Source organism: Pseudomonas sp. ML2-2023-3, assembly GCF_037055275.1.
Taxonomy (GTDB): domain Bacteria; phylum Pseudomonadota; class Gammaproteobacteria; order Pseudomonadales; family Pseudomonadaceae; genus Aquipseudomonas.
Map to the genome: position 1 here is coordinate 1,575,836 of NZ_CP146343.1, position 24,429 is coordinate 1,600,264.

Annotated in this window: 27 protein-coding genes and 1 riboswitch; of the genes, 19 read left to right on the forward strand and 8 right to left on the reverse strand. The window is 59.1% G+C overall.

Annotated features, from left to right (window positions below):
- Nucleotides 1-117 precede the first annotated feature (117 nt).
- The 3 genes from V6P94_RS07255 to V6P94_RS07265 are packed head-to-tail and all read left to right on the forward strand — an operon-like array spanning nucleotide 118 to nucleotide 2,721.
- Nucleotides 118-1,833, forward strand: coding sequence for an ABC transporter ATP-binding protein/permease (locus V6P94_RS07255; protein ID WP_338649179.1), 1,716 nt, complete (start codon nucleotides 118-120; stop codon nucleotides 1,831-1,833).
- Nucleotides 1,834-1,888: 55 nt separating this feature from the next.
- Nucleotides 1,889-2,383: a hypothetical protein gene (locus V6P94_RS07260; RefSeq protein ID WP_133078887.1), complete on the forward strand. Its 495-nt coding sequence runs from the start codon at nucleotides 1,889-1,891 to the stop codon at nucleotides 2,381-2,383.
- A 50-nt stretch (nucleotides 2,384-2,433) separates the two neighbouring features.
- A complete protein-coding gene (locus tag V6P94_RS07265) occupies nucleotides 2,434-2,721 on the forward strand; it encodes a PA4642 family protein (protein WP_133078888.1) in 288 nt (95 codons plus the stop codon).
- Between the two features lie 170 nt (nucleotides 2,722-2,891).
- Here the strand turns inward: V6P94_RS07265 and mqo are convergent, their stop codons facing one another.
- Nucleotides 2,892-4,400: a malate dehydrogenase (quinone) gene (mqo, locus tag V6P94_RS07270; RefSeq protein ID WP_133078889.1), complete on the reverse strand. Its 1,509-nt coding sequence runs from the start codon at nucleotides 4,398-4,400 to the stop codon at nucleotides 2,892-2,894.
- A 695-nt stretch (nucleotides 4,401-5,095) separates the two neighbouring features.
- The gene (locus tag V6P94_RS07275; RefSeq protein WP_326398478.1) at nucleotides 5,096-5,329 is read right to left on the reverse strand and encodes a hypothetical protein; all 234 of its coding nucleotides are present in this window, start codon (nucleotides 5,327-5,329) and stop codon (nucleotides 5,096-5,098) included.
- 156 nt (nucleotides 5,330-5,485) lie between these two features.
- Here V6P94_RS07275 and V6P94_RS07280 point away from each other — a divergent pair, with 156 nt between their 5' ends.
- Nucleotides 5,486-6,070, forward strand: a complete 585-nt coding sequence (locus V6P94_RS07280; protein ID WP_133078891.1) for a YajG family lipoprotein — start codon at nucleotides 5,486-5,488, stop codon at nucleotides 6,068-6,070.
- A gap of 59 nt (nucleotides 6,071-6,129) precedes the next feature.
- On the opposite strand, the gene V6P94_RS07285 is transcribed toward V6P94_RS07280, so the two are convergent.
- The gene (locus V6P94_RS07285; RefSeq protein WP_019823869.1) at nucleotides 6,130-6,336 is read right to left on the reverse strand and encodes a hypothetical protein; all 207 of its coding nucleotides are present in this window, start codon (nucleotides 6,334-6,336) and stop codon (nucleotides 6,130-6,132) included.
- Nucleotides 6,337-6,532: 196 nt separating this feature from the next.
- Nucleotides 6,533-7,699 carry a 1-acyl-sn-glycerol-3-phosphate acyltransferase gene (locus V6P94_RS07290; protein ID WP_133078892.1) on the reverse strand — a complete coding sequence of 389 codons (1,167 nt, stop codon included), beginning with the start codon at nucleotides 7,697-7,699 and terminating at the stop codon, nucleotides 6,533-6,535.
- A 104-nt stretch (nucleotides 7,700-7,803) separates the two neighbouring features.
- Here V6P94_RS07290 and V6P94_RS07295 point away from each other — a divergent pair, with 104 nt between their 5' ends.
- The 4 genes from V6P94_RS07295 to V6P94_RS07310 are packed head-to-tail and all read left to right on the forward strand — an operon-like array spanning nucleotide 7,804 to nucleotide 9,792.
- A complete protein-coding gene (locus V6P94_RS07295; protein WP_133078893.1) occupies nucleotides 7,804-7,986 on the forward strand; it encodes a CPXCG motif-containing cysteine-rich protein in 183 nt (60 codons plus the stop codon).
- Nucleotides 7,987-7,998: 12 nt separating this feature from the next.
- Entirely contained in the window at nucleotides 7,999-8,259 is a 261-nt protein-coding gene (locus tag V6P94_RS07300; RefSeq protein WP_326398477.1) for a putative signal transducing protein, read from the forward strand.
- A 50-nt stretch (nucleotides 8,260-8,309) separates the two neighbouring features.
- A complete protein-coding gene (locus tag V6P94_RS07305; protein WP_219260927.1) occupies nucleotides 8,310-8,936 on the forward strand; it encodes an SOS response-associated peptidase in 627 nt (208 codons plus the stop codon).
- A 34-nt stretch (nucleotides 8,937-8,970) separates the two neighbouring features.
- Nucleotides 8,971-9,792, forward strand: a complete 822-nt coding sequence (locus V6P94_RS07310) for a M48 family metallopeptidase (protein WP_326398476.1) — start codon at nucleotides 8,971-8,973, stop codon at nucleotides 9,790-9,792.
- Nucleotides 9,793-9,903: 111 nt separating this feature from the next.
- Here the strand turns inward: V6P94_RS07310 and V6P94_RS07315 are convergent, their stop codons facing one another.
- The 3 genes from V6P94_RS07315 to V6P94_RS07325 form a co-directional block, all read right to left on the reverse strand.
- On the reverse strand, nucleotides 9,904-10,488 hold the full coding sequence (locus V6P94_RS07315) for a TMEM165/GDT1 family protein (RefSeq protein ID WP_133078943.1): 585 nt from the start codon (nucleotides 10,486-10,488) through the stop codon (nucleotides 9,904-9,906).
- A 91-nt stretch (nucleotides 10,489-10,579) separates the two neighbouring features.
- A riboswitch (yybP-ykoY riboswitch) is annotated at nucleotides 10,580-10,699 on the reverse strand.
- A 50-nt stretch (nucleotides 10,700-10,749) separates the two neighbouring features.
- Entirely contained in the window at nucleotides 10,750-11,748 is a 999-nt protein-coding gene (locus V6P94_RS07320) for a class I SAM-dependent methyltransferase (RefSeq protein WP_326398475.1), read from the reverse strand.
- 30 nt (nucleotides 11,749-11,778) lie between these two features.
- A complete protein-coding gene (locus V6P94_RS07325) occupies nucleotides 11,779-12,744 on the reverse strand; it encodes a 2-hydroxyacid dehydrogenase (RefSeq protein WP_326398474.1) in 966 nt (321 codons plus the stop codon).
- Nucleotides 12,745-12,824: 80 nt separating this feature from the next.
- Between V6P94_RS07325 and V6P94_RS07330 the strand changes: the two genes are divergently transcribed.
- The 9 genes from V6P94_RS07330 (at nucleotide 12,825) to V6P94_RS07370 (ending at nucleotide 21,732) form a co-directional block, all read left to right on the forward strand.
- Entirely contained in the window at nucleotides 12,825-13,454 is a 630-nt protein-coding gene (locus V6P94_RS07330) for a LysE family translocator (protein WP_133078898.1), read from the forward strand.
- A gap of 163 nt (nucleotides 13,455-13,617) precedes the next feature.
- On the forward strand, nucleotides 13,618-15,375 hold the full coding sequence (locus tag V6P94_RS07335; protein ID WP_326398472.1) for a DUF1302 domain-containing protein: 1,758 nt from the start codon (nucleotides 13,618-13,620) through the stop codon (nucleotides 15,373-15,375).
- Nucleotides 15,376-15,619: 244 nt separating this feature from the next.
- On the forward strand, nucleotides 15,620-16,399 hold the full coding sequence (locus tag V6P94_RS07340; RefSeq protein WP_133078900.1) for an ABC transporter substrate-binding protein: 780 nt from the start codon (nucleotides 15,620-15,622) through the stop codon (nucleotides 16,397-16,399).
- Nucleotides 16,400-16,489: 90 nt separating this feature from the next.
- Complete coding sequence (locus tag V6P94_RS07345; RefSeq protein WP_133078901.1) at nucleotides 16,490-17,179, forward strand: ABC transporter permease; 690 nt, start codon at nucleotides 16,490-16,492, stop codon at nucleotides 17,177-17,179.
- A 13-nt stretch (nucleotides 17,180-17,192) separates the two neighbouring features.
- Nucleotides 17,193-17,891 carry an ABC transporter permease gene (locus V6P94_RS07350; RefSeq protein WP_133078902.1) on the forward strand — a complete coding sequence of 233 codons (699 nt, stop codon included), beginning with the start codon at nucleotides 17,193-17,195 and terminating at the stop codon, nucleotides 17,889-17,891.
- 9 nt (nucleotides 17,892-17,900) lie between these two features.
- Entirely contained in the window at nucleotides 17,901-19,013 is a 1,113-nt protein-coding gene (locus tag V6P94_RS07355) for a succinylglutamate desuccinylase/aspartoacylase family protein (protein WP_326398471.1), read from the forward strand.
- 18 nt (nucleotides 19,014-19,031) lie between these two features.
- Nucleotides 19,032-19,796 carry an ATP-binding cassette domain-containing protein gene (locus V6P94_RS07360; protein WP_326398470.1) on the forward strand — a complete coding sequence of 255 codons (765 nt, stop codon included), beginning with the start codon at nucleotides 19,032-19,034 and terminating at the stop codon, nucleotides 19,794-19,796.
- A 133-nt stretch (nucleotides 19,797-19,929) separates the two neighbouring features.
- A complete protein-coding gene (locus V6P94_RS07365) occupies nucleotides 19,930-20,838 on the forward strand; it encodes a MurR/RpiR family transcriptional regulator (RefSeq protein ID WP_133078905.1) in 909 nt (302 codons plus the stop codon).
- Between the two features lie 171 nt (nucleotides 20,839-21,009).
- Complete coding sequence (locus tag V6P94_RS07370; protein WP_133078906.1) at nucleotides 21,010-21,732, forward strand: OmpA family protein; 723 nt, start codon at nucleotides 21,010-21,012, stop codon at nucleotides 21,730-21,732.
- 102 nt (nucleotides 21,733-21,834) lie between these two features.
- On the opposite strand, the gene V6P94_RS07375 is transcribed toward V6P94_RS07370, so the two are convergent.
- Nucleotides 21,835-22,269, reverse strand: coding sequence for a ZapG family protein (locus tag V6P94_RS07375; RefSeq protein WP_133078907.1), 435 nt, complete (start codon nucleotides 22,267-22,269; stop codon nucleotides 21,835-21,837).
- A 139-nt stretch (nucleotides 22,270-22,408) separates the two neighbouring features.
- Between V6P94_RS07375 and V6P94_RS07380 the strand changes: the two genes are divergently transcribed.
- Both V6P94_RS07380 and V6P94_RS07385 read left to right on the forward strand, forming a co-directional pair.
- Complete coding sequence (locus tag V6P94_RS07380; RefSeq protein WP_326398469.1) at nucleotides 22,409-23,044, forward strand: alpha/beta fold hydrolase; 636 nt, start codon at nucleotides 22,409-22,411, stop codon at nucleotides 23,042-23,044.
- Nucleotides 23,045-23,068: 24 nt separating this feature from the next.
- Nucleotides 23,069-24,424, forward strand: a complete 1,356-nt coding sequence (locus V6P94_RS07385) for a tryptophan--tRNA ligase (RefSeq protein WP_338649185.1) — start codon at nucleotides 23,069-23,071, stop codon at nucleotides 24,422-24,424.
- The last annotated feature ends 5 nt before the right edge of the window (nucleotides 24,425-24,429 follow it).

Here is a 24,429-nt window from a genome sequence, read left to right on the forward strand (position 1 = left end):
GCGCCTTGCACGTAAGCGCCAACAGCTTCTAACCTGTATCAAGACGCGTCCTTGCGTCGTGGGCCGGTCGTCCTGACCGGCTTACAGGTTGCTCTTTACTCCCAACGAGCCTGAACCATGAATCAGAACGCTGAGCCTTCTGTAGTGAATGATGCTGTGCGTGGGGATTTCATACCTCGGGTCTGGGGGCTCATAACGCCCTACTGGCGCAGTGAAGAACGCCTCCGGGCGTGGTTGCTGTTGATCGCAGTGATTGCCTTGTCGCTGGTGAGCGTGGGCATCTCCGTGTGGATCAACCATTGGTACAAGGACTTCTACAACGCCCTGGAAAACAAGGACGCCACGGCATTCTGGAGCCTGATCGGCTACTTCGGGATCATTGCGGCGGCAGGCATTGTGGGCGCGGTGTACCGGCTTTACCTGACCCAGATGCTGACCATTCGCTGGCGACGCTGGCTGACCGAGCAGCATTTCGCGCGCTGGCTGGCCCATAAAAACTATTACCAGCTGGAGCAGGGCGGTTACACCGACAACCCTGACCAGCGCATCAGTGAAGACCTCAATTCGTTCACCGACAATACCCTGACCCTGGGCCTGGGCTTGATTAGAAACCTGGTCAGCCTGGTGTCGTTCTCGATCATCCTGTGGGGCGTATCGGGCAGCATTGAAGTCTTTGGCATCACCATTCCCGGCTACATGTTCTGGTGTGCGCTGTTGTACGCCGCGGTCGGCAGTTGGCTGGCCCACTTGATTGGCCGACGCCTGATTGGCTTGAGCAACCAGCAGCAACGCTTCGAAGCAGACCTGCGCTTTTCGATGGTGCGGGTGCGCGAAAATGCCGAGAGCATTGCGCTGTACAACGGCGAGCCCAATGAGCACGAGCGGTTGAGCGCGCGCTTCAATAAGGTCTGGAAGAATTTCTGGACGCAAATGAAGGTGCAAAAACGCCTGACGTTCTTCACGGCGGGCTACTCGCAAATCGCCATCATCTTTCCGTTTGTCGTCGCGGCCCCGCGTTACTTTGCGGGCAAGATCGAGTTGGGTGGGCTGATGCAAATCAACTCGGCATTCAGCAATGTTCAAGAGAACTTCAGCTGGTTTATCGATGCCTACGTCACCCTGGCGTCGTGGCGCGCCACCTGTGATCGTCTGCTGAGCTTTCGTCAGGCCATGACCGAAAACGAACAGCGTCTGCCAGCGATCGATGTGCAACACGTGGGCGAGGACTTGAAGATCAATGACCTGAGCCTGGAACTGGCCGATGGTCGCCCGCTGCTGCACAACGCCAATTTGCAGGTGCAGCCGGGCGAGCGACTGATGCTCAGCGGTCGTTCCGGCAGCGGCAAAAGTACGTTGCTGCGCGCCATGGGCGAGCTTTGGCCGCAAGGGGGCGGGGGCATTCGTTTGCCCCGTGAACGGTCGCTTTTTTTGCCGCAAAAACCGTACTTGCCCATAGGCACTTTGCGTGACGCATTGAGTTATCCACAGACCGGCGATGCCTACGCCCCCGAACGTTATGAACAGGTCCTGCGTACCTGCCGTCTGGAGCAACTGATTCCCAGGCTTGATGAGGTCGATCACTGGCAACGTGTGTTGTCGGGTGGTGAACAACAACGGCTGGCCTTTGCCCGTGTGCTGCTGTTTCGACCACAGTGGCTTTATATGGATGAATCGACCTCGGCAATGGACGAGGAAGATGAGGCCATGTTGTACCAGGCCCTGATTGACCAGTTGCCGGGCTTGAGCATTCTCAGCGTGGGCCATCGCAGCAGTCTTGCGCGGTTTCATCCGCGTCATGTGCGCATTGTCGAGGGGCAGTTGATGGCGCAGTAAGTGAGGCGGGCGGGCATCATGCTAGAGTGCGGCTTCCCGCTTTCTGGAACCTGACATGAGCCTTCTATTTCGCAGCGCAGCATTGAGCCTGCTGCTGGCCAGCCTGCCTCTGGCGGCGGCACCGGTTGCAACACCGCTGTTGCACGGGCAGTTTCTGCCTGCCGATGACTTGCAGTTACGCAGCGAAGTACCGGAGCAACAGCAATTGATGCTGGTCACCTCCTATTCGGTGGTGGTGGGGAGCCAGCGTCAATCCAATCAGCAGCCGATCCCGGTGACCTCGCCTTTATTGGTGCGCCTCAAAGGCAAGCCCATGAGCCAGGGCGCGACGGTGCGTCAGGTACTGATTTCGTTTGATGGCGAAAGCAAAAGCCTGAAAAAGCCCGCGTTTGACAGCAAAACGCGAACCCTGAGCCTTTCTTATCCGCTGTCCCAATACCGCGTCGTGATTGATTTGCTGCGCAACGACACGCTCTATGTACAGTTTCTGACCTATGCCAATGGCCACATTTGGGCCGACTTGCACACCGGTAGCGTGCGCGCACGTTGAGCCTTGGGTAAACTGCGGGCCCGTGAAGTATCAGCAGGCTGGAGCCGGACATGCGTAAAGACAAGAAGCAGTTGATTGGTGATGAGATCGGCGACGAGCAGATCAAGTTGTTCCTGGATTTTGAGCCTGTGGATGCTACTTCGCCTTCGCTGCACAAACTGATCAAAGCCTATCGTGGCCTGCGTATCGATGACTTTGGGCGTTTCCTGACATTCTTCAAGGAAGCCGGTTTTGACCTGGATGGCAAAGACGAGCACGGCCAGACGTTCGTGGACATCATCAAGGATCAGCGCAACGCCGACGAATACATTGAACTGATCAACCAGGCCCGCGGCTGATCAACTCTGTGGGAGCGGGCTTGCTCGCGATCCTGGCGACTCGGTCTTTAACCTGGACCGTGTCGATCCCATCGCGAGCAAGCCCGCTCCCACACAGAACAACAAAAAAGCCCCTCGGCCTGTAACAGGACGAGGGGCTTTTTTTGACGTATCACTACGCCGGTGTTGCGTTACGCGATGCTGGTGTTGGCGCTCTGTGGCTCAACCAGTTCCAGCAACTCGGAGTTGCGGGTGCTGATTTCGCGGTACAGCTCGGCGTCGGTTTCAAGGACGTTTTCCCGTGCCGGGAAGATTTCCTTGAGCTTGGTCGCCCACTCGCCAGTGGCTTTTTGCGCGAAGCAACGCTCGATCAGGTCCAGCATGATCGAAACGGTTACCGAAGCGCCCGGTGAGGCACCCAGCAGAGCGGCCAGCGAGCCGTCCTTGGCCGCAACCAGTTCGGTACCGAACTGCAACACGCCGCCTTTTTTCGGGTCTTTCTTGATGATCTGAACCCGTTGCCCGGCAATCTCAAGACGCCAGTCTTCGGCTTTGGCCTGTGGATAGAAACGACGCAGGGAGTCCAGGCGTTGCTCCATCGATTGGCGCACTTCGCTGACCAGGTACTTGGTCAGGTCCATGTTGTCGCGAGCAACGGCCAGCATTGGCCCGATATTGCCCAGACGGATCGACATCGGCAGGTCAAGGAACGAACCGTGCTTGAGGAACTTGGTGGTGAAACCGGCATAAGGTCCGAACAGCAGCGACTTCTTGCCATCCACCACACGGGTGTCCAGATGGGGGACCGACATCGGCGGCGAACCCACTGCGGCCTGGCTGTAAACCTTGGCCTGGTGCAGTTTGACCACTTCCGGGTTGTCGCAACGCAACCACTGGCCACTGACCGGGAAGCCGCCATAGCCTTTGCTTTCTTCAATGCCCGAAGCTTGCAGCAGCGGCAAGGCCGCGCCACCAGCGCCCAGGAACACGAACTTGGCATCAACGTGGCGGGTGTTGCCGCTGTTGGTGTCCTTGATGCTCACCGTCCAGCCGCTGCCATTGCGCTTGAGGCCAGTGACCTTCTTGCTGTACTTGATCTGGGTGTCTGCCGCGCTGGCCAAATGCTTGAGCAGTTGCTTGGTCAGGGCGCCGAAGTTCACGTCAGTGCCGTGCAGTACACGGGTGGCCGAGATGTGCTGGTCCGCAGGGCGGCCCGGCATCATCAGGGGCATCCACTCGGTCATTTTGGCTTTGTCTTCGGTGTATTCCATGTCTGCAAACGCATGGTGCTTGCTCAGCACTTCAAAGCGTTTTTTCAGGAAGGACACGCCTTTTTCGCCTTCAACGTAGCTCAGGTGAGGCACCGGGCTGATGAAGGATTTGCACGAACCGAAAGTCCCTTTCTGTGCCAGATAGGCCCAGAACTGCTTCGACACTTCGAACTGGGCATTGATATGCACAGCTTTTTTGATGTCGATCGAACCATCAGCCGCTTGCGGCGTGTAGTTCAGCTCACAAAGGCCAGCGTGACCGGTGCCTGCGTTGTTCCACGGGTTGGAACTTTCCGCAGCACCTGAGTCCATCTGCTCAACAACTTCCAGCTTGAGGCCGGGGTCGAGCTCTTTGAGCAGTACGGCGAGGGTGGCACTCATGATGCCCGCTCCAACCAGTACTACGTCGACTGCTTCGTTATGCGCCATTAACGCGTCTCCAAAATCTACGGCACCAAATTGACGGCATAGCTGCCAGGTGTTCCGGGGGCGTGGTTCTGATTGGCCCCGGGTCACTCATGGCCAGGATCGCCATGTCCGATTCTTCGCAATTTCTTGCAACTTGAGCGCACGCTCCGACCGGGCCTTCGAGGTTCATATGAACGCATTTCAGTACTCGGGAGGCAATTCGACTTAAGGTCTAGAGCGTCCGTTTGTGCAACCAAATCCGTAAGCGGACAGGCTTCAGTCTTGTGCTGTGGAGCCGACTTCGGTCCTGCTTGGTGGGGCAATATCAGACGCTAATGGTGCATGTTCAGACGCAAAACTTTTCATTTGCTCGCCACACTCTTGTGAAGTTGTGAAACCCGTTTTTTTTCACGCTCTCTTGAAGACGTGAACCTCAAAAAAGGGCTGCCGCAAGCCTGGCACCGAACCCGGTGGCCGAGCGTTATGGCAGCTCTGGCAGACCATGTAAAAAGTGGGGATTACGCAAAGAAATTCAAGCGCGCCAGCTTCACATGATCTGTGTGGGCGGCTCTCTGTGGGCGGTGCGGGGGAGCTAATACAAGCGCATTAGCGATGCTGCGAGGCCCGATCAGGAGACGTCCTTATAATCGGGGGGAGATTGTAGCGAAGAAACGCGGGCAATTGATCCTGTTAAATGACTTTTATTGGTGCGTTGGTCAAAGTCCCAGCAGGGGTTGCACTGCCGAACGTGGTGCGGGCGAGGCAATACGGGCGGTAGCGGGTAGTACCTGGTGCAACCAGTTGAGGCGGATTTCTTCGATTTCGACCCAGCTGTCGCCGACCGGCGGTTGATTGCATTGCTTGAAAGCCTGGCAGCGACCCGTCGGGTCGAGGCGGGCGAAGCAGCGGTGAGGGCGATTGAGGCCGAGCAACGATAAGAACATGTTCATGGCAGCTCCTGTTGAGTCAGTCATTCAGACAATGCCCTGTTGACGTGACATCACGATGTAATGGCGATGACAGGGTGGTGACAGCAAGCGGCTAGTTAGCAGGCGCACAGCACCCTATACTGACGGCCTGTGTTACCCAGTCCTGGAGAGATGAGCATGTTGCAACGCCTGTTGTTCGGTTTGATTACTGTGACCAGTTTGACTCTGGTCGGCTGCGCCCACAGCCCGCAACAACTCAGCCCGCAACCCAAACTGACCACCCAGCTTGCGCCAGTGGGTCGTGGCCAGCCGGTAGTGGTACGTGTAGTGGACGGTCGTCCTTCGCCAACCCTGGGCACCCGTGGTGGCATGTACCCTGAGACCAGCGCGATCAGCGTCAGCAGTGCCGACGTGATTCCCAAGCTGCAAGCCCAGGCTGAAGCCGCCGTGCGTTTGCTGGGCTACACGCCGACATCCAACGCAATGAATGCCCCGACATTGACCGTGACCCTGGCCGAACTGAAGTATCAGTCGCCCAAGGACACCATGTACGTGACCGAAGCGACCATTGGCGCGACCTTCCGCTCTGACGTGAAGAACGGTGGCCGTTCTTACAGCGGTCGTTATGGCGCGTCCCTTGATCAGCGCTTCGGTATGGCGCCGAATCAGGAAACCAACACCAAGCTGGTGAGCGATGTGCTCAGTGACGCACTGACCCGCGTGTTCAAGGACCCGACCATCGGTCGTTTGCTCGGCGAGTAAGCGCTGTAATCCAAAAAGCCCGAACTCGGTGAGTTCGGGCTTTTTTGTGTTTGAAGACTTCAGGCGGCTTCGGCATACAGCTCAAGGCGGCTGACGCCGGTGAGCAGGTCCAGTTCAGGCAAATCGGCATGGGTATGGCCGCTCAGGGCGCAATAGACCAGCCAGTGGCGATCCTGAACATTAAAGGCCAAGCCCTCGATCAGTGCCTGCTGTTCGTCGCTGGGGGCGATCAGGTAAAGGCGGTCCTGGTTTTCTGCGTGCAGCATGACAAGCTCCGTGTCGGTGTCGAGGGGCCACAGAGTGGCCTCTCTTCATGACGATACGGTGACAGCAGAATTTAACGGCCCTTTGTAGTCGCTGACGAGGGACGAGGCTGCGATGGGTTGCGCAGCAGTCCTGGCAATCTGAAGGCCCTGCGGGCCTTATCGCAGCCTCGTGCCTCGTCAGCGACTACAGAGTTTTTTATAACGCCAGCCCCGCCTTGATCCGATACTGATTGCGCACCGGCATCGCATATTGCAGCACCAGGTACGGGCGATGCTCGGCCGGGCAGGCCTCCAGGCGGCGCTGCCACTCCTGCTGGGCCTTGGCCAGCTCTTCGGCACCGAAGACCTCGGCAGCCGTCGGCACTTGCAACTCGGGCTCGGCATCAGCCCACTGCGCATACGCCAGGTAGTGCGCCGGGAACAGGCGGTAACCGCTGAGGATATGGCGATCCATTTCTGCGGCTAGCAGTTTGCTGTCCTCGAACAACTCGGTAATGGGGGCGGCAAAGTTCACGTGTACGCGTCCTTTGTAGCCCGTAATGCCGTTGGCGATACTGGTGTCGTCTTCGCCCGGGGCCTTGCTGTAAGTGCCCGTGGTGGCGCGGATATACAGCTCGCGAGCCTTGGCCTGATCACAGGGGTCGTATTCGTAGCTGATCGATACCGGGGTCAGGTTCAGTGACTGAATGACCTCGGCAAACGGCTCGTTTTTACGGCTCATGTGGAACATCTTCAGGATCGCCGAGTCGGTACGGTCATCACCGTCCTTGGCCCGGCCTTCAGCCTGGGCGATCCAGATCGACTGGCAGTCGTTGCGGATCGAGTGGTTGATGTAGGCCGACAACAGCTGATAAGCCGCCAGCTTTTCACGGCGTCCGGTGATCGAGCGGTGAACGATGAAGCTCTTGTTCAGGCGCATCAAATCGCTGACAAAAGGCTTTTGCAGCAGGTTGTCACCAATGGCGATCCGCGGCGTTGGCAGGCCCGCGTGGTAAACCGCGTAGTTGACGAACGCCGGGTCCATCACGATATCGCGGTGGTTGGCCAAAAACAGATAGGCGCTGCCAGCCTTCAACTGCTCGACGCCGGTATAGGTCACGCCGTCAGTGGCATGTTCGATGGTGCGGTCGACGTAAACCTCGACCTTGTCCTGCAAAGTGGCGACCGAAGTCACGCTGGCGAACTCTTTGCGCAGGCGATGAGCTATAAGTGGTTTTAACAGCCAGCCGAAAGCGCCTGCCAGGCGCGGGAAGCGAAAGTGGGTCAGGATATCTAGAAACGCCTTGTCGCTGAGCAGCCGGGCCAGCACTGCTGGGACTTCGGCGTCGTCGTAAGGTCGGATGGTATCGAATTCGCCCATCATGCTCTCTTGTTGGAAACGGCTAGGGTTGGTACGCAGGGCAGGGCACAAAAATAGCCCTGCTAATAGACAGGCGATTATACGCACAAGTCACTCAGGAGACCGCGATGCTTGAAACTGAGCACTATGAATGCCCCTATTGTGGCGAGCAGGCAGAAGCTGTGCTCGACCTTTCCGGTGGCGATCAGAGCTACATTGAAGATTGCCCGGTGTGCTGTCGGCCGATCCTTTTCCATCTTCAGACCGATGGCCATGAGTGGATGCTCGATGTGCACACCGAGAATGAGTAGCGAGTGACGATCATGCAGCGCATCTACGAGCCCGAAAACCTGATGGAAGCCGAGCTGTTGCTGGGCATGCTTGCCAGTGAAGGGGTGGAGGCGCGGCTTGAGGGACGCGACCTGATCGGTGCCACCGGCGAGCTGCCCGTGTTCGGCCTGCTCGGTTTGGCGGTTGCCAATGATCGCGCGCAATACGCGCGGGAGTTGATCGATGCGTACAATACCGCGTCACCGGTGGCGGGCGATGAGCCCGAGAGTTTCCCCGATGTGCTGGACTGCTGAAGCTGGCGACGTTATTTCACTGATCTATAGATGAAGAGTTGTGCTGCCCCATGTGTGGACGTTTTGCCCTGTTTCGTTGGAACCCTGCGTTTGCAGCCTTGCCCGGTTTTCCGGCTGATCAGCAGGCCCAGTGGAATATTTCGCCCAATGATTCGGTATTGATCCTGCGTGCAGGTGCAGAGCCTGGCCAGCGCGAACTGGCACGGGCCCGCTGGGGGCTGACCCCGGCCTGGCTGACCGACCTGTCGCGAACTCCTGCCCATGCCCGGGCTGAAACCGTGGCCGAGCAGCCGATGTTTCGCGACGCCTTGCGCCAGCGGCGCTGCCTGATCCCGGCCAACGGTTTTTACGAATGGCGCGGCACCACTCGCAAACGTCCTTACTGGCTGACTCCGGGAGAGGGTGCTTCGCTGTTTTTTGCCGGTATCTGGGAGGCTTACCCGGTAGAGGGGCATGTGTGGCTGAGTACGGCGGTGATTACCCAGGCCGCGGCCAGCCAGCGCCGTCCATTGATTCTGGATGAGGCGGGCCAGCAGGCCTGGCTTGACCCTCAAACCCCTCTTCATGTGCTGCAGGCGCTGCTGGCCAGCCCGCAGACGCCGCTGCGCGAACGACCATTGGCCAATCTGGTCAATGATCCAAAGCTCAATGCGCCCGAGTGCCTGACGCCGGGTTGAGATACGATGCGCACCCTCTTTATGGAGATCTTCGATGGGTAAGTTAGCGGTAGTGTGCGCGATGGGGGCCGGGTTATTGCTCGGCGGTTGCCAGGCGGTGAATACCACCAATGGCGGTGCGGTCGGTGTCGAACGCAAGCAGTACATGTTCAGCATGCTGTCGAGCCAGCAGGTTGACCAGATGTACGCGCAGTCTTATCAGCAGACAGTCAGCGAGGCGAGCACCAAGGGCGCCCTGGACAAGACCAGCGCCAACGCCAAGCGTTTGCAGGCAATCGCCAACCGACTGATTGCCCAGGCCCCGGCCTTTCGTCCGGATTCCGCGCAATGGAACTGGGAAGTCAATCTGATCAAGAGTGACGAGCTCAATGCCAACTGTGGCCCTGGCGGCAAGATCATCTTTTACAGCGGGATCATCGATCAGCTCAAACTCAGTGATGATGAAATCGCCGCGATCATGGGCCATGAAATTGCCCACGCCTTGCGTGAGCACGGGCGTGAATCCATGTCCAAGGCTTATGGCATCGAGATAGCCAAGCAAGGTGCTGGCGCATTGCTGGGGTTGGGGCAGGACAGCCTGGGGCTGGCCGACACGGTGGTGAACTACAGCCTGACCCTGCCAAACAGTCGCAGCAATGAAAACGAAGCAGACCTGATCGGCCTGGAGCTGGCAGCGCGTGCGGGTTACAACCCGAATGCGGCGATCACCCTGTGGCAGAAAATGGCTCAGCAATCACAGGATGCACCGCCTGAGTTCATGAGCACTCACCCGGCCTCCAGCAGCCGGATTGCAGCGCTGCAAGGGGCGATTCCGAAGGTGATGCCGCTTTATCAGCAAGCCCCGAAAACCCAGTAACTTCGGGCGTTGCGCACTCCTGTAGTCGCTGCCGCAGGCTGCGATAAGGGCCGAAGGACCTTCAGGGTCGCTTCGCACCCCATCGCCGCCTGCGGCAGCGACTACAAGTCATTAAACCCAGCCGCTGATCTGCATCGCCTTGTACACCGCCACGATGGCCAGTACGACAAACGCGGTGGCTGCCAGGCGGCGGATCAGGGTCAGCGGCAGTTTGTCAGCGGCAAAGTTACCCGCCAGAACCACCGGCACGTTGGCAATCAGCATGCCCAGGGTGGTGCCGATAATGACCAGCCACAAGTCCGGGTATTGGGCCGCGAGCATCACGGTCGCCACTTGCGTCTTGTCGCCAATTTCGGCAATGAAAAATGTAATCAGGGTGGTAACGAAAGGCCCGTACTTGCGCGCGGTGCTGGCTTCGTCGTCGTCCATCTTGTCGGGCACCAGGGTCCACAACGCAGTAGCGGTAAAGCTTGCCGCGAGGATCCAGTGCAGCATGGCGTCACTGAAGAAGGTGCTGAACCAGGCGCCTACGGCACCGGCCGCGGCATGGTTGGCCAGGGTCGCGACCACGATGCCGGCGATAATCGGCCAGGGTTTGCGAAAGCGAGCGGCAAGAATGAGGGCGAGCAGCTGCGTCTTGTCGCCGATTTCGGCCAAGGCAACAATTGCGGTAGGAACGAGTAAGGAATCGAGCATCATCAGGTGGCTTCCAGGGGCGGGTCGACACGGCTATGACACGTACAGCCTTCCCGCCCCGGGTAAGGTGTTCGTGTCATAGGTCTTGTCAAACCCCGGTCCGTCTGTGCGGACACCTGGGTCGCATACGCCATGGTCTGTTGACCAAGTATGTTGACGTATGCCGGACGAGCGTGGCGCTCGTGGGAGACTACTCCCCTAGGACGGAGCGGATTCTGCCTAGGCAAATCCGATCCGGCAAGCCCTTATTTCACAATGTGTTTAACGGCGCTTGGCGCTGTAAATCCGGAAACCCTGACCTTCAGCCTTGACCGCACAGGCACCGAAATGCTCTTCGATCAGCGGTTGATATCGCAGGAAGCTGTTGGCCACAATCCGAAGTTCGCCACCTGTTTTCAGATGTTTGACTGCTTTTTGCAGCAGGTTTTCGGTGGCGTGGTAATCGGTGTGCACCCCGACATGGAACGGCGGGTTGCTCAGGATCGAGTTCAAGCCCATGGGCGCTGCGTCGATACCGTTACCTGTAATCACGTCGCCTTCCAGGCCGTTGGCCGCAAGGGTCAGGCGGCTGCTGGCAGTGGCGAAGGCATCCACGTCGAGCAAGGTGACGGTGTTGTGCGGGTAACGCCGCTTGACTGCAGCGCCGAGCACGCCCGCGCCGCAGCCGAAGTCCAGCACGTGGCCGCTGGGCAGTTTGTCCAGATGCTCAAGCAGCAAGGCGCTGCCGCGATCCAGGCGCCCGTGGCTGAACACGCCCGGCAGGCTGACGACTTTCAGCGGGCCTTCGGCCAGGGGCAGTTCGTAATGTTGCGCCAGCTCTTGCAGCACGGGCACTGGCGGAGCGTTGTCCACCGTCACTTGCCACAGCTGGCAGTGCCGTGCGCTGTCGAGTTTGCGCGGCTTGCCGAACGGGATCAGTTGTTTGGAGGCGCCTTCAATGCCGCCCTTTTTTTCGCCAACCAGAAACACATCGGCATTGGGCAAGCGAGCGGCCACGGCCTTGAGCACGTAGTCGCTCAGTTCCTTGGACTTGGGCAGAAAGACCACGGCGGTGTCGAATGCCCGTTCAGGGATTTCGACACCAAACTGCACACGGCCTTCAAAACGGGCGTCGAGCACGGCCTGGTCACCGGCATGCCAGCACCAGCCGTGGGCATCGGGCAATTCGCCGATTAGTTCGTCTGCCGGCAAGCCGACCAACAGCACCGAACCTTGAAAGTATTCAGGCTGACGAAGCAGTACTTCACTGCGCGGATCCATAATCTGCTCCTCAAAAAGGGGCGCAGTCTATCAACTGACGACCCGCAGCGCTGTACCGTTGAAGAACGCTTCGGCGTTTTGTGCCAGTTGGCCGACGATGCGCTGGCGCGCCTCGCGGCTGCCCCACGCGCTGTGCGGGGTAATGATCAGGCGCGGGATGTCGGCTGACAGCAGCACGTTGCCGTCGCGGGGAGGTTCGACGCTCAGCACGTCGGTCGCCGCACCACCCAGATGGCCGCTGCGCAGGGCGTCGGCCAGTGCCTGTTCGTCGATGATGCCGCCGCGTGCGGTGTTGACCACAAAGGCTCCGGGCTTGAGCAGTGCCAGCTCGCGGGCACCGATAAAGTTGCGCGTGTGTTCAGTGAGCGGGCAGTGGAAGGTCAGGGCGTCGACCTGGGGCAGCAGTTCGTCCAGCGGCAGGCGGTCGGCATGGGCCGGGCGGCCCGGGATCTGGCCGATCAATACGCGCATGCCGAAGGCTTCGGCCAGCCTGGCCACCGCACTGCCCAGCTCGCCATGGCCGAACAGGCCCAGGGTCTTGCCTTCCAGCTCCACAATCGGGAAGTCCAGCAGGCAGAACTGTTTGGCTTGCTGCCACTGGCCGTCGGCCACGGCCTTGTTGTAGTCGACCAGGCGTGTCGCCAGTGCCAGCAGCATGCCCAGGGTGTGCTGTGCCACCGAGGGCGTGCCGTATCCCTGGCAGTTGGCGACGGTAATCCCCTGTGCGCGGGCTGCTTCAAGGTCGACGTTGTTGGTGCCGGTGGCGGCTACCAGAATCAGCTTCAGCTCCGGGCACGCGGCGAGGGTGTGGGCGTTGAGCTGGACTTTGTTGCTGATGGCTACACTAGCGCCTTGCAGACGCTCGATCACATTCCCGGAGGTGGTGTCCGACCACACCTGCAGATCGCCGAAGCTTCGACGCAGCGGGTCAAGGTCGAGGTCGCCCAGATCCAGTGAGGTGTAATCAAGGAATACGGCGCGCTGAGTGTTAGTCATCAACTGTACCTTTTGTGCTGTGAAATGAAGGCGTAATGTGGCGAGCCTAACAGAAGAAACAATTTGTAATGGAGCCGTGCATGTACTGGACAGAATTTTTGACCGTTGCCCTGATTCACCTGTTGGCTGTGGCCAGCCCCGGGCCGGATTTTGCCGTGGTGGTTCGCGAGAGCGTGACCCACGGTCGCCGCGCCGGCATCTTTACCGCCTTTGGTGTTGGCACGGCGATTTTCGTCCATGTCGGTTATTCGCTATTGGGCATCGGGATCATTGTGTCGCAATCCATTGTGCTGTTTAACGCCCTGAAGTGGCTGGCAGCGGCTTACCTGCTGTACATCGGCTTCAAGGCGCTGAGGGCCAAGCCGGCCGATCCGGCAGCACTGGCCGCCGCCTTGCCGGTGGGCGAGCGTACGGCTCGCGGTGCGTTCACTTCGGGTTTTGTGACCAATGGCCTGAACCCCAAGGCGACACTGTTTTTCCTGTCGTTGTTCACCGTGGTGATCAACCCGCATACGCCGCTGTCGATCCAGGCGGGCTATGGCGTGTACCTCGCGGTTGCCACCGGGCTGTGGTTTTGCATGGTCGCCATGCTGTTCAGCCATCAGCGCGTACGCACCGGCTTTGCCCGCATGGGCCATTGGTTTGATCGCACCATGGGCGCGGTGCTGGTGGCGCTGGGCGTGAAGCTGGCGTTTACCGAGATGCACTGATCGCTATGCGTAGTCGCTGCCGGAGGCTGCGAGCTTTTGATCTGATAGCGATTAAAAGCTCGCAGCCTGCGGCAGCGACTACGGGGGTGTGAGTGTTCTTGTCAAAATCTGGATTTGCTTCATCCTTGCGGGCTTATTGCAGTGTGCCCACGGAGAAGTATCGATGTCCTCAGTCAACCGGTCCTGGCGCCGCGCCAAGCTGGCGCTGGCAGTCAGCCTCGCGTCGACGTCCGCCTGGGGCGTAAGCTTCAATATCGGCCCGGTCGAGGGCCAGATCGATTCCGAGTTGTCCATCGGGGCCAGTTGGTCCACCGCCAAGGCCGACCGTAACTTGATTGGCGCCAACAATGGCGGCAAGGGGCAATCCGAAATCTCGGATGATGGCCGCCTCAACTTCAAGCGCGGCGAAACCTTCTCAAAGATTTTTACCGGCATGCACGCGCTGGAGCTGAAGTACGGTGACAGTGGCCTGTACGTGCGCGGCAAGTATTGGTATGACTTCGAACTGCAAGACGACAGTCGCCCCTTCAAAGCCATCAGTGACCGCGGACGAAAAGCCAGTGCCCAATCTGCCGGTACACAACTGCTGGATGCCTTCGTGTATCACAACTACGCAATTGCCGATCAGCCTGGCGCGGTGCGTCTGGGCAAGCAGGTGGTCAGTTGGGGCGAAAGCGAATTTATCGGTGGCGGGATCAATGGGATCAACCCCACTGACGCGTCTGCCTATCGGCGTCCAGGTACTGAATACAAAGACGGCCTGGTGCCGGTCAACCTGTTCTATATCTCGCAAAACCTGACCGACAACCTGTCGGCCGACGCTTTTTATCAACTGGATTGGGAGCAATCGGAAGCGGATAACTGCGGGACGTTTTTCTCCCGGTCCGACGTGATGGCTGACGGTTGCAGCGGTAACTATCGCGTGATGAGCAAGCGCTCGGCGCTCGATGTGGCGGACCTCGCGGCCCTCACCGGCGCGGGTGTCGACGTGAACGGCGAGGGCGTGCTGGTGCGTCGCGGAGCCGATCGCAATGCGCGCAACAGCGGCCAGTTTGGCGTGGCCATGCACTATGTGTTTGAGCCGCTGGACACCGAGTTTGGTGCCTACTTCATGAATTACCACAGCCGCGACCCGATCCTCAGCGCGGGCGCTGCGCCGCAGTCGGCCTACAACGCGGCATCAGGTGCAGGGGCGCTGGCGCCGATGATCGTCGCCGGTCACTCCAGCTACTACGTCGAATACCCCGAAGATATCCGTCTGTATGGTTTGAGCTTCGCCACGACGTTATCCACAGGCACGCGCTGGAAAGGCGAGTTGAGCTATCGCCCCAATGCGCCGGTGCAACTCAACAGCAATGACCTGCTGTATGCCAATGTCACGCTGCTGCCCGGGCTTGCAGACGCATCGCCATTGACCGTGACTCCCGGCGCGGATGTGCAGGGTTATCGGCGCAAGGAAATTACCCGGTTCCAGACCTCGCTCAGCCATGTTTTCGACAACGCCATGGGGGCCAATCGCCTGACCGTGACCGGTGAAGTGGGTGTGACGTATGTGGGCGGACTGGATAGCCCCTCAGACCTGCGTTATGGCCGGGACCCGGTGTTCGGTTCAGGCGGCAACGACGGCTTCACCACTGCCACTTCCTGGGGCTACCGTGGCCGGGCGGTGTGGGAATACAACAGCGTCCTGCCCGGTGTGAACCTCAAGCCCAATCTGGGCTGGTCCCATGACATCAGCGGCTATTCCCCTGGCCCCAATGCCAACTTCGAAGAGGGTCGCAAAGCCATCACCTTCGGTCTGGACGGCGAATACCAAAGCACTTACACCAGCAGCCTGTCGTACACCAATTTCTTTGGCGGGCGCTACAACACCCTCAGTGACCGGGATTTTGTAGCGTTGACGCTGGGCGTAAAGTTCTGACACCCCCTCTCTCTTTTGTGTGTGAGCGGGCTTGCTCGTGATTCAGACGACGCGGTCTGCCTGCATGACTGCGTAATGCCATCGCGAGCAGCCCGCTCCCACAAGGAGAGATGTTGTCTGCGAGTGATATATTTATTTTCACGATATTGATTTCTGAAATAATACGTGTCACTTATAGGCGCACACCCTCATGGGTTTTAACCACCGAGCCAGCCCGGATGGCGCCCCTTCAGGAGTCAATAATTTGAAAAAGACAGAACTTCTAGGTGTATTGGCACTTTGCGCTGCGAGCCTTATGGCTCACGCCGATGAAGCGCCGCTGCGCATCGGCATCGAGGCGGCCTATCCGCCATTCTCCTTCAGAACCCCTGAGGGTGAAGTCAGTGGTTTTGACTACGACATCGGCAATGCGCTGTGTGAAGAAATGAAGGCCAAGTGCACCTGGGTCGTCCAGGAGTTCGACGGCATGATCCCTTCACTTAAAGTGCGCAAGGTTGATGCGGTGCTGTCTTCGATGTCGATTACCGAAGACCGCCTCAAGTCGGTGGATTTCAGCAAAAAGTACTACCACACCCCCGGCAAGTTCGCGATGAAGGCGGGCAATGTGCTCACCGACCCCAAGGTCGACCTCAAGGGCAAGCGTCTCGGCGTGCAGCGTTCTTCGACGTATGACCGCTTTGCAACCGAACAGCTGGAGCCGGCGGGCGTCGTGGTCGTGCGCTACTCCACCCAGAATGAAGCCTTCCTCGACCTGGCCTCGGGCCGTCTGGACGCCACCCTGGCGGACATCGTCTACACCGACGAGAGTTTTATCAAAACCCCGGCTGGCAAGGATTACGCCCTGGTTGGTCCTGATATCAACGACCCGAAATACTTCGGGCGTGGTGCCGGTATTGCGGTGCGCAAAGGCGACACCGCCAACGCTGCACGCCTGAGCGCAGCCATTGATGCGATACGCGCCAACGGTAAATACGACCAGGTCATGGCCAAGTACTTTACGTACGACATCTACGGCCAACGCTAAGTAACCCCGCAACCCTCAAGTCGCCTCCTTTCAGGGGGCGGCAGGGGTTGGTCTCGCGCTTTTTTTGGCGCTCGCCTGAGGAATTTCATCATGCTCCACGGCTACGGATCGAGCATTCTCGATGGTGCCTGGCTGACCGTGAACCTTGCCCTGACGTCCATGGCCCTGGCGATTGCCCTGGGTCTGGTGGGTGCGGCCTTTCGCTTGTCTCCGGTCAAATGGCTGGCGCGGCTGGGGGAGGGCTATACCACGGTGATTCGGGGTATCCCTGATCTGGTACTGATCCTGCTGATCTTTTATGGCGGCCAGGACCTGATCAACCGCATCGCGCTGGCGCTGGGCTACACCGGCTACATCGATATCAATCCCTTTATCGCCGGTGTCTGCACGATGGGCTTCATTTTCGGCGCCTATCTGTCGGAAACCTTTCGGGGTGCCTTCATGGCCATCCCCGCAGGTCAGGCCGAGGCGGGACAGGCGTATGGCATGAGCCGTTCACAGGTGTTCTGGCGAATTCTGGTGCCGCAGATGATCCGCTTCGCCCTGCCGGGGTTCACCAACAACTGGCTGGTGCTGACCAAGTCCACGGCGTTGATTTCGGTTATCGGCTTGCAGGACATGATGTTCAAAGCCAAGAACGCAGCGGATGCGACCCACGAACCGTTTACGTTTTTCCTCGCCGTGGCGGTGTTGTATCTGATGCTGACCAGCGTGTCCTTGCTGGTGCTGCGTTATCTGGAAAGACACTTTTCGGTCGGCATAAAAGCCGCCGAACTGTGATTGGGAGCCCCTCATGATGCTCGACTACAACCTGATCTGGGAAAGCCTGCCGCTGTATTTCAGTGGCGCCCTGGTGACTCTCAAAGTTCTGCTGATTTCACTGTTCTTCGGGCTGATGCTGGCCATTCCGCTGGCCTTGATGCGGGTTTCGCGCTCGCCCCTGATCAACTTTCCGGCCTGGGTTTACACCTACGTTATCCGTGGCACGCCGATGCTGGTGCAGTTGTTTTTGATCTATTTCGGTCTGGCGCAGTTTGAGGCGGTACGCCAAAGCGTGCTGTGGCCCTACCTTTCCAGTGCCACCTTTTGCGCGTGTCTGGCCTTTGCAATCAATACCAGTGCCTACAGCGCTGAACTGTTGGCGGGCAGCTTGAAATCCACCCCCCACGGCGAGATCGAGGCCGGTAAAGCCATGGGCATGTCACGGGCGACCCTGTTTCGCAGGATTCTCCTGCCGTCGGCCCTGCGCCGCGTGTTGCCGCAGTACAGCAACGAAGTGCTGATGATGCTGCAGACCACCAGCCTGGCGTCGATTGTCACCCTGGTCGACATCACTGGTGCCGCGCGTACGGTCAGTGCGCGCTACTACCTGCCGTTTGAGGCCTTTGTGACCGCGGCCATTTTTTATCTGGTCCTGACCTTCATTCTGGTTCGTCTGTTCAAGCTCGCCGAGCGCCGCTGGTTGGCGTATCTGGCACCGCGCAAGCACTAAGGAATATTCATGGAACACATCAAGTACCTTTTGCCGTGGACTGCTTCGGGCACAGAACGCCATTTGTCCCTGTTTCGTTTTGGTCAGGGGCAGCGCAAGGCTTATATCCAGGCCTCTTTGCATGCCGACGAGTTGCCGGGGATGCGGGTTGCCGTTGAGCTCAAGCGCCGTCTGCTCGAGCTTGAAGAGCAGGGCCGTCTGAATGGGGTGGTCGAATTGGTGCCCATGGCCAATCCCATCGGTATTGGCCAGATGTTCCAGGCCACCCATCAGGGGCGTTTCGAGTTTTCCAGCGGCAAGAATTTCAATCGTGACTTTCCGGCCCTGGCCGACGCCGTGGCAGACAGGCTGGAGGGGCAGTTAGGTGCGGATGCTGACACCAATATCGCGCGGGTGCGCAGCGCCATGCTCGCTGTTCTGGATGAGTTGCCGGCTCCGGCTTCTGAGCTGGATGCCTTGCGTTGCCTGCTGATGCGCCATGCCTGTGACGCTGATGTGGTGCTGGACCTGCACTGTGACTTCGAGTCGATCATGCTGCTGTACGCCATGCCGCAAAACTGGCCGCGCCTGCAGTCACTGGCTGCCCGGCTGCAGGCCGGTGCCGCATTGCTGGCGGAGGATGCAGGCGGCAGCGCGTTTGATGAGGCGTGTGCGATCCCCTGGCTGCAGCTCGCCGGGCGCTTTCCCGAGGCGGATATTCCGTTGGCGTGTGTGGCTGCAACCATTGAGTTGCGCGGCATGGCGGATACCGAGGCCGAGCCGTGTGCACAGAGCGCCGAGGCAATTTTGGGGTATCTCGCCGATCAGGGTTTGATCAATGGCGATTGGTCGACGGCACCGACCGACTGTTGCGAGGCGACGCCGTTTGCAGGCGCGCAGTACGCCTATGCACCCCATCCCGGGGTGGTGAGTTTTATTCAGCCACTGGGGGCTCGGGTCACGGTGGGCGATCCACTGTTTGAAGTGATCGACCCGATCACTGACCGTCATAGCGTGGTGCGTGCCGACACTGACGGCATCCTCTATGCCCGCGAGCGCCTGCGCTTTGCCCAGCCCGGGTTGTGGCTGGCCAAAGTTGCTGGCAGCACCCTAATTCGCCAAGGCCGCCTGCTGAGCGACTGATCCTGGAGAGTGGACATCATGTACAAACTTGAAGTGCGCGATTTGCACAAAAGCTACGGTTCCCATGAAGTGCTCAAGGGCGTGTCTCTGGAGGCAAAGGCGGGGGATGTGATCAGCATCATCGGCTCCAGCGGCTCGGGCAAGAGTACTTTTTTGCGCTGCATCAACCTGCTGGAACAACCCGACTCGGGCAGCATCGTGCTCAATGGCGAAGCGCTGAAACTGGTGGCCAGCAAGAGCGCAGGGCTGAAGGCTGCCGATCCCAAGCAGTTGCAGCGTTTGCGTTCAAGGCTGTCGATGGTGTTTCAGCATTTCAACCTGTGGTCGCACATGACGGCCCTTGAAAATGTGATGGAGGCTCCGGTGCATGTGCTGGGCATGGGCAAGCGTGAGGCGCGGGAAAAGGCCGAGCACTACTTGAACAAAGTCGGGGTGGCGCACCGCATGAGCGCCTGGCCGGCGCACATGTCCGGCGGCGAACAACAGCGTGTGGCCATTGCCCGGGCGCTGGCAATGGAGCCGGAAGTGATGCTGTTTGATGAGCCGACTTCCGCGCTCGACCCCGAGTTGGTGGGCGACGTGCTCAAGGTCATGCAGGACCTGGCACTGGAGGGGCGCACCATGGTGGTTGTCACCCATGAAATGGGGTTTGCCCGCGAAGTTTCGAACCAACTGGTGTTCTTGCACCAGGGTGTTGTTGAGGAGCGTGGCGACCCGCGAAAAGTGCTGCTTGACCCTCAGTCCCTGCGGCTGCAGCAGTTTCTTTCGGGCAGTCTGAAATAGGTTTCAGGCCCCGGCTTGCGGGCTGCGCACCCGGGGTGGGCTTGGGATACACTCGGTCGGCCCACGCAAGCCCGCTCGCACCATTGATTGGGCACAGCCCCTTCTTTTATCCACAGGAAATGTTGAGCCGGACATGCCAAGCCCATCCAAAAACACCACTATTTATGCGGCTCCGGTCATGCGCAAGCTGGCAGAGGTCGCGCCCCACTTGCAGCCTTCATTGCGCAAGGTCGCGGACTTTATCCTGCGTCACCCGCTGCGGGCCGCAACGCTGACGATTGAGGAAATGGCCCAGGAAACGGCCACATCCCCGGCCGCGGTCAACCGGTTGGCCAAGGCCATGAACCTGGGGGGGTACACCGGCATGAAGGCCGAGCTGGTAGCGACGTTGCAGCAAGTGGTGTCGCCGGTAGACAAGCTTCGCAACGAGCTGGCCCATCGTCCTGACGGCGCATTTGGCCTGCATGAGCAAATCCAGAGCGCCAGCAGCAACCTCGCCACCGCGGCGACCAACAATCATCCGGATACGTTTGAAGCCTTTGTCACGAGCCTGATCAAGGCGCGCAAGATCTACATCCTGGGATTTGGCAATAGCGTCTACTTCGCGGGCCTGGCAGCTTCGACCCTGATGCCGTTCTGTGCCGATGCGACGGCCATCAGCATGGAGGGCGGTAATGAAAACGCCGCGTATCGCCTGGCTGCGATCACCGATCAGGACGTCATGCTGGCTATTTCCCTGCCGCGCTACTCCATCGACACCCTGCAGCTTTCACGCTTTGCCAGGGAGCGGGGCGCCTGTGTGCTGGCGATCACCGACTCACCGGCCTCGCCGTTGGCCAGTATTGCCGAGCACGTACTGTTTGCGCCTGCCGATCATCCGGTGATGACCAGCTCCAGCATTGCGGTGCTCGCTTTGATCGAAGGGCTGGTTGCAGGGGTGATGGCGCGTAATAAAGAAGCCGTCAAACTGGCAACCGAACTGACCGAAAGCGTGATGTCTTACCTGCATATTCCGGTGAGCAGCAAAGCGTCGAAAAAGTAACTGCAAGTGCGGGTACATGGATTTGTGAGGTGGCGTTGGGGCGGCTATTGTTCGTTGAGTGCGAATGTTTGCGGCCAAAGGAATTTTTACCGTTGGTCGTGTTCCAAGGCTTATAAAGGTCTAACGCCAATGGCCTTTGCCCCCTCAGAAAGTTTGATCAGGAGCGTCACCATGTTCATCTCGCGTCGTTTGATTGTTGCAGCAAGCGCTGTTGCCTTGCTGGCCGGCTGCGCTACGCCTAACCCGTATGACAATCAGGGCCAGGCCTCTTCGGGGACGGGCTTGAGCAAAACGGCCACCTACGGCGGCCTGGGGGCCTTGGCCGGTGCTGTGGCCGGTGCTGCCATCGACCACAACAACCGTGGCAAGGGTGCGCTGATCGGCGCCGCCGTGGCGGGTCTGGGTGCTGCGGGTTATGGCTATTACGCTGACAAGCAAGAAGCGGCACTGCGTGCAAGCATGGCCAATACGGGCGTAGAAGTTCAGCGTCAGGGTGACAACATCACACTGGTGATGCCGGGCAACATTACCTTCGCCACCAACTCCGCCAACATCGCCCCAAGTTTCTATCAGCCGCTGAACAACCTGGCGAACTCGTTGAAGCAGTTCAACAACCAGAACCAGATTCAGATCGTGGGCTATACCGACAGCACCGGTAACTACAACTACAACATGCAGCTTTCGCAGCAGCGTGCGCAAAGCGTGGCGAGCTACCTGACGTCCCAGGGTGTCAGCGGCCAGTACCTGTCGGTACGTGGCGCAGGCCCTGCCGACCCGATTGCCAGCAACGCAACGGCTGACGGCCGTGCGCAAAACCGCCGTGTTCAAGTCACCCTGGCGCCGATCCCGGGCATGCAATACCAGCAGCCAGGCCAGGTGCAGCAGTACCCGTAAAGGCAAGGCACTTCGTAGCAGCTGCTACGGGTTAGTCGCAAGCCGTACAAAAAAAGCCCCGTGATCCTTGCAGATCGCGGGGCTTTTTATTGAGCGCACTGTTTACTTTTTCAGACCGTAATGCTCATCGAGCATGCCCGGGCCGTTGGGGCTTTTTGGGGCGTAATCCAATGGCGGCTCGGTGCTGTGCGGCGGGGTGATGCGCTCGCGATGCGGTTGTGGCACATCGGAGTGCAAGGCAGCCAGCAGGCGTTGGCGAGTTTGCTCGTCCAGGGCCAGACGGTTGGCGCCCTCGGCGAGGTGTTCTTGCACTTCCTGATAGCTCTGGGTGAGCTTTTTCACCAGATTGGCGGTGGTGTTGAAGTGGGTAACCACTTCGCTTTGGTAACTGTCAAAACGTTCCTGGATGTCGTCCAGCTGACGCTGCGTGCGGTTAGGCACGGCATTTGGCAACAGACGGGCAACCAGAAAACCAATGGCGACACCGGCAACCAGGGCTAGAGTCGGCAACAACCAAATCAAGAGCGAGTGTTCCACGAGTCCTTCCTCTATAAACGGCTTTGCTTTACGTTAACGGCTCGGACCTGCGCTGTATACCGCGATGCACTCGCAAATATGTCAGACAGAATCTATCAGCTAGACGAGTCGACCCAATTTGAGGTCACGGAGTTCCTTCTTGCTTACCCGCGAAACCCCCGTAGTAATTGATGGCCCGGTCGGCCAACTGGAAGCCTTGTACCTTGATTCTGCTGAGCCACGGGGCCTTGCGCTGCTGTGCCACCCTAATCCGGTGCAGGGCGGAACAATGATGAATAAAGTGGTTTCGACCCTGCAACGCACTGCCCGTGATGCTGGCCTGATTACCTTGCGATTTAATTACCGTGGTGTCGGCGCGAGCGCTGGCAGTCACGATATGGGCACTGGCGAAATCGACGACGCACTGGCTGCGGCTCATTGGTTGCGCGCCAAACACCCTGAATTGCCCATCACCCTGATCGGTTTTTCGTTTGGCGGCTTTGTCGCGGCCAGCCTGGGCGGGCAACTTGAGGCCGAGGGCGAAAAGCTGTCGCATCTGTTCATGATCGCTACAGCGGTCTCGCGTTTGCGTGACGACTACCCCTTGCCGCAAGGGTGCCCCTTGACGGTTATCCAGCCTGAAGCTGACGAAGTGATTGATCCGCAGTTGGTCTATAACTGGTCAAACCACCTGTCGCGCCCCCATGAGCTGCTGAAAGTGGCAGAATGCGGACACTTTTTTCACGGCAAGCTGCCCGAGCTCAAAGAGTTGGTAGCGCCACGCCTTTCGAATTGATTGCAGCCTGATAAGCGATTACCCATGACCTCTCGTACTCGTATCCTCACCGGTATCACCACCACCGGTACGCCGCACCTGGGCAACTACGCCGGGGCCATTCGCCCTGCGATCGTGGCCAGCCGCGACCTCAATGCCGACTCGTTCTACTTTCTGGCCGACTATCACGCCCTGATCAAATGTGATGACCCGCTGCGCATTCAGCGCTCGCGTCAGGAAATCGCTGCGACCTGGCTGGCCGCCGGTCTTGATGTTGAACGTGTGACGTTCTATCGCCAGTCAGATATCCCGGAAATCCCGGAACTGACCTGGCTGCTGACCTGCGTCGCTGCCAAAGGCCTGCTCAACCGTGCCCATGCCTACAAGGCTTCGGTCGACAAGAACCTGGAAAATGGCGAAGACCCGGATGCGGGCATCACCATGGGGCTGTACAGCTATCCGGTGTTGATGGCGGCGGACATCCTGATGTTCAACGCCAACAAGGTGCCGGTCGGTCGTGATCAGATCCAGCACGTTGAAATGGCCCGTGACATTGGCCAGCGCTTTAACCATCTGTTCGGCAATGGCAAAGAGTTTTTCGCCATGCCTGAAGCGCTGATCGAAGAAAGCGTGGCCACCTTGCCGGGCCTTGATGGTCGCAAGATGTCCAAAAGCTACGACAACACCATTCCGTTGTTCAGCAGCGCCAAAGACATGAAAAGCGCTATTTCGCGCATCGTTACCGACTCCCGTGCGCCGGGCGAGGCGAAAGATCCGGACAACTCGCACCTGTTCACCCTGTACCAGGCATTCTCCACGCCTGAGCAGGCGGCAGAGTTGCGCAGCGAGCTGTTGCAGGGCCTGGGATGGGGCGAGGCGAAAGAGCGCCTGTTCAAGCAGCTGGACGCCGAACTGGGTGAGTCGCGCGAGCGTTATCATGACTTGATGTCGCGACCTGCCGATATGGAAGACATTCTTCTGGCTGGCGCGCAAAAAGCCCGTAAAACCGCGAGTCCATTCCTTGAGCAACTGCGTGAGGCGGTGGGTCTGCGTTCATTTGTCAGCGTGGCTCAGACCGCCACCGCCAGCAAAAAGAAAGCCATCAAGGGCCCGCGCTTTGTCAGCTTTCGCGACGAAGACGGCAGTTTCCGTTTCCGCTTGCTGGCCGCAGATGGCGAGCAATTGTTGCTGTCACGCAGTTTTGCCGATGGTAAAGCCGCAGGTCAGGTGACCAAGCAGTTGCAATCCGGTGAGCCGCTGGATGTGCGCACTGATGAGCTGAGCTTCAGCGTCTGGCTGGACGACGCCTGTGTGGCCGACAGCCCGGCGTTTGCCGACAGTTCGTCACGTGATGGGGCAATCGAAGCACTGCGAGTGGCACTGCTGCCCGCGCAAGACTGAGAAAG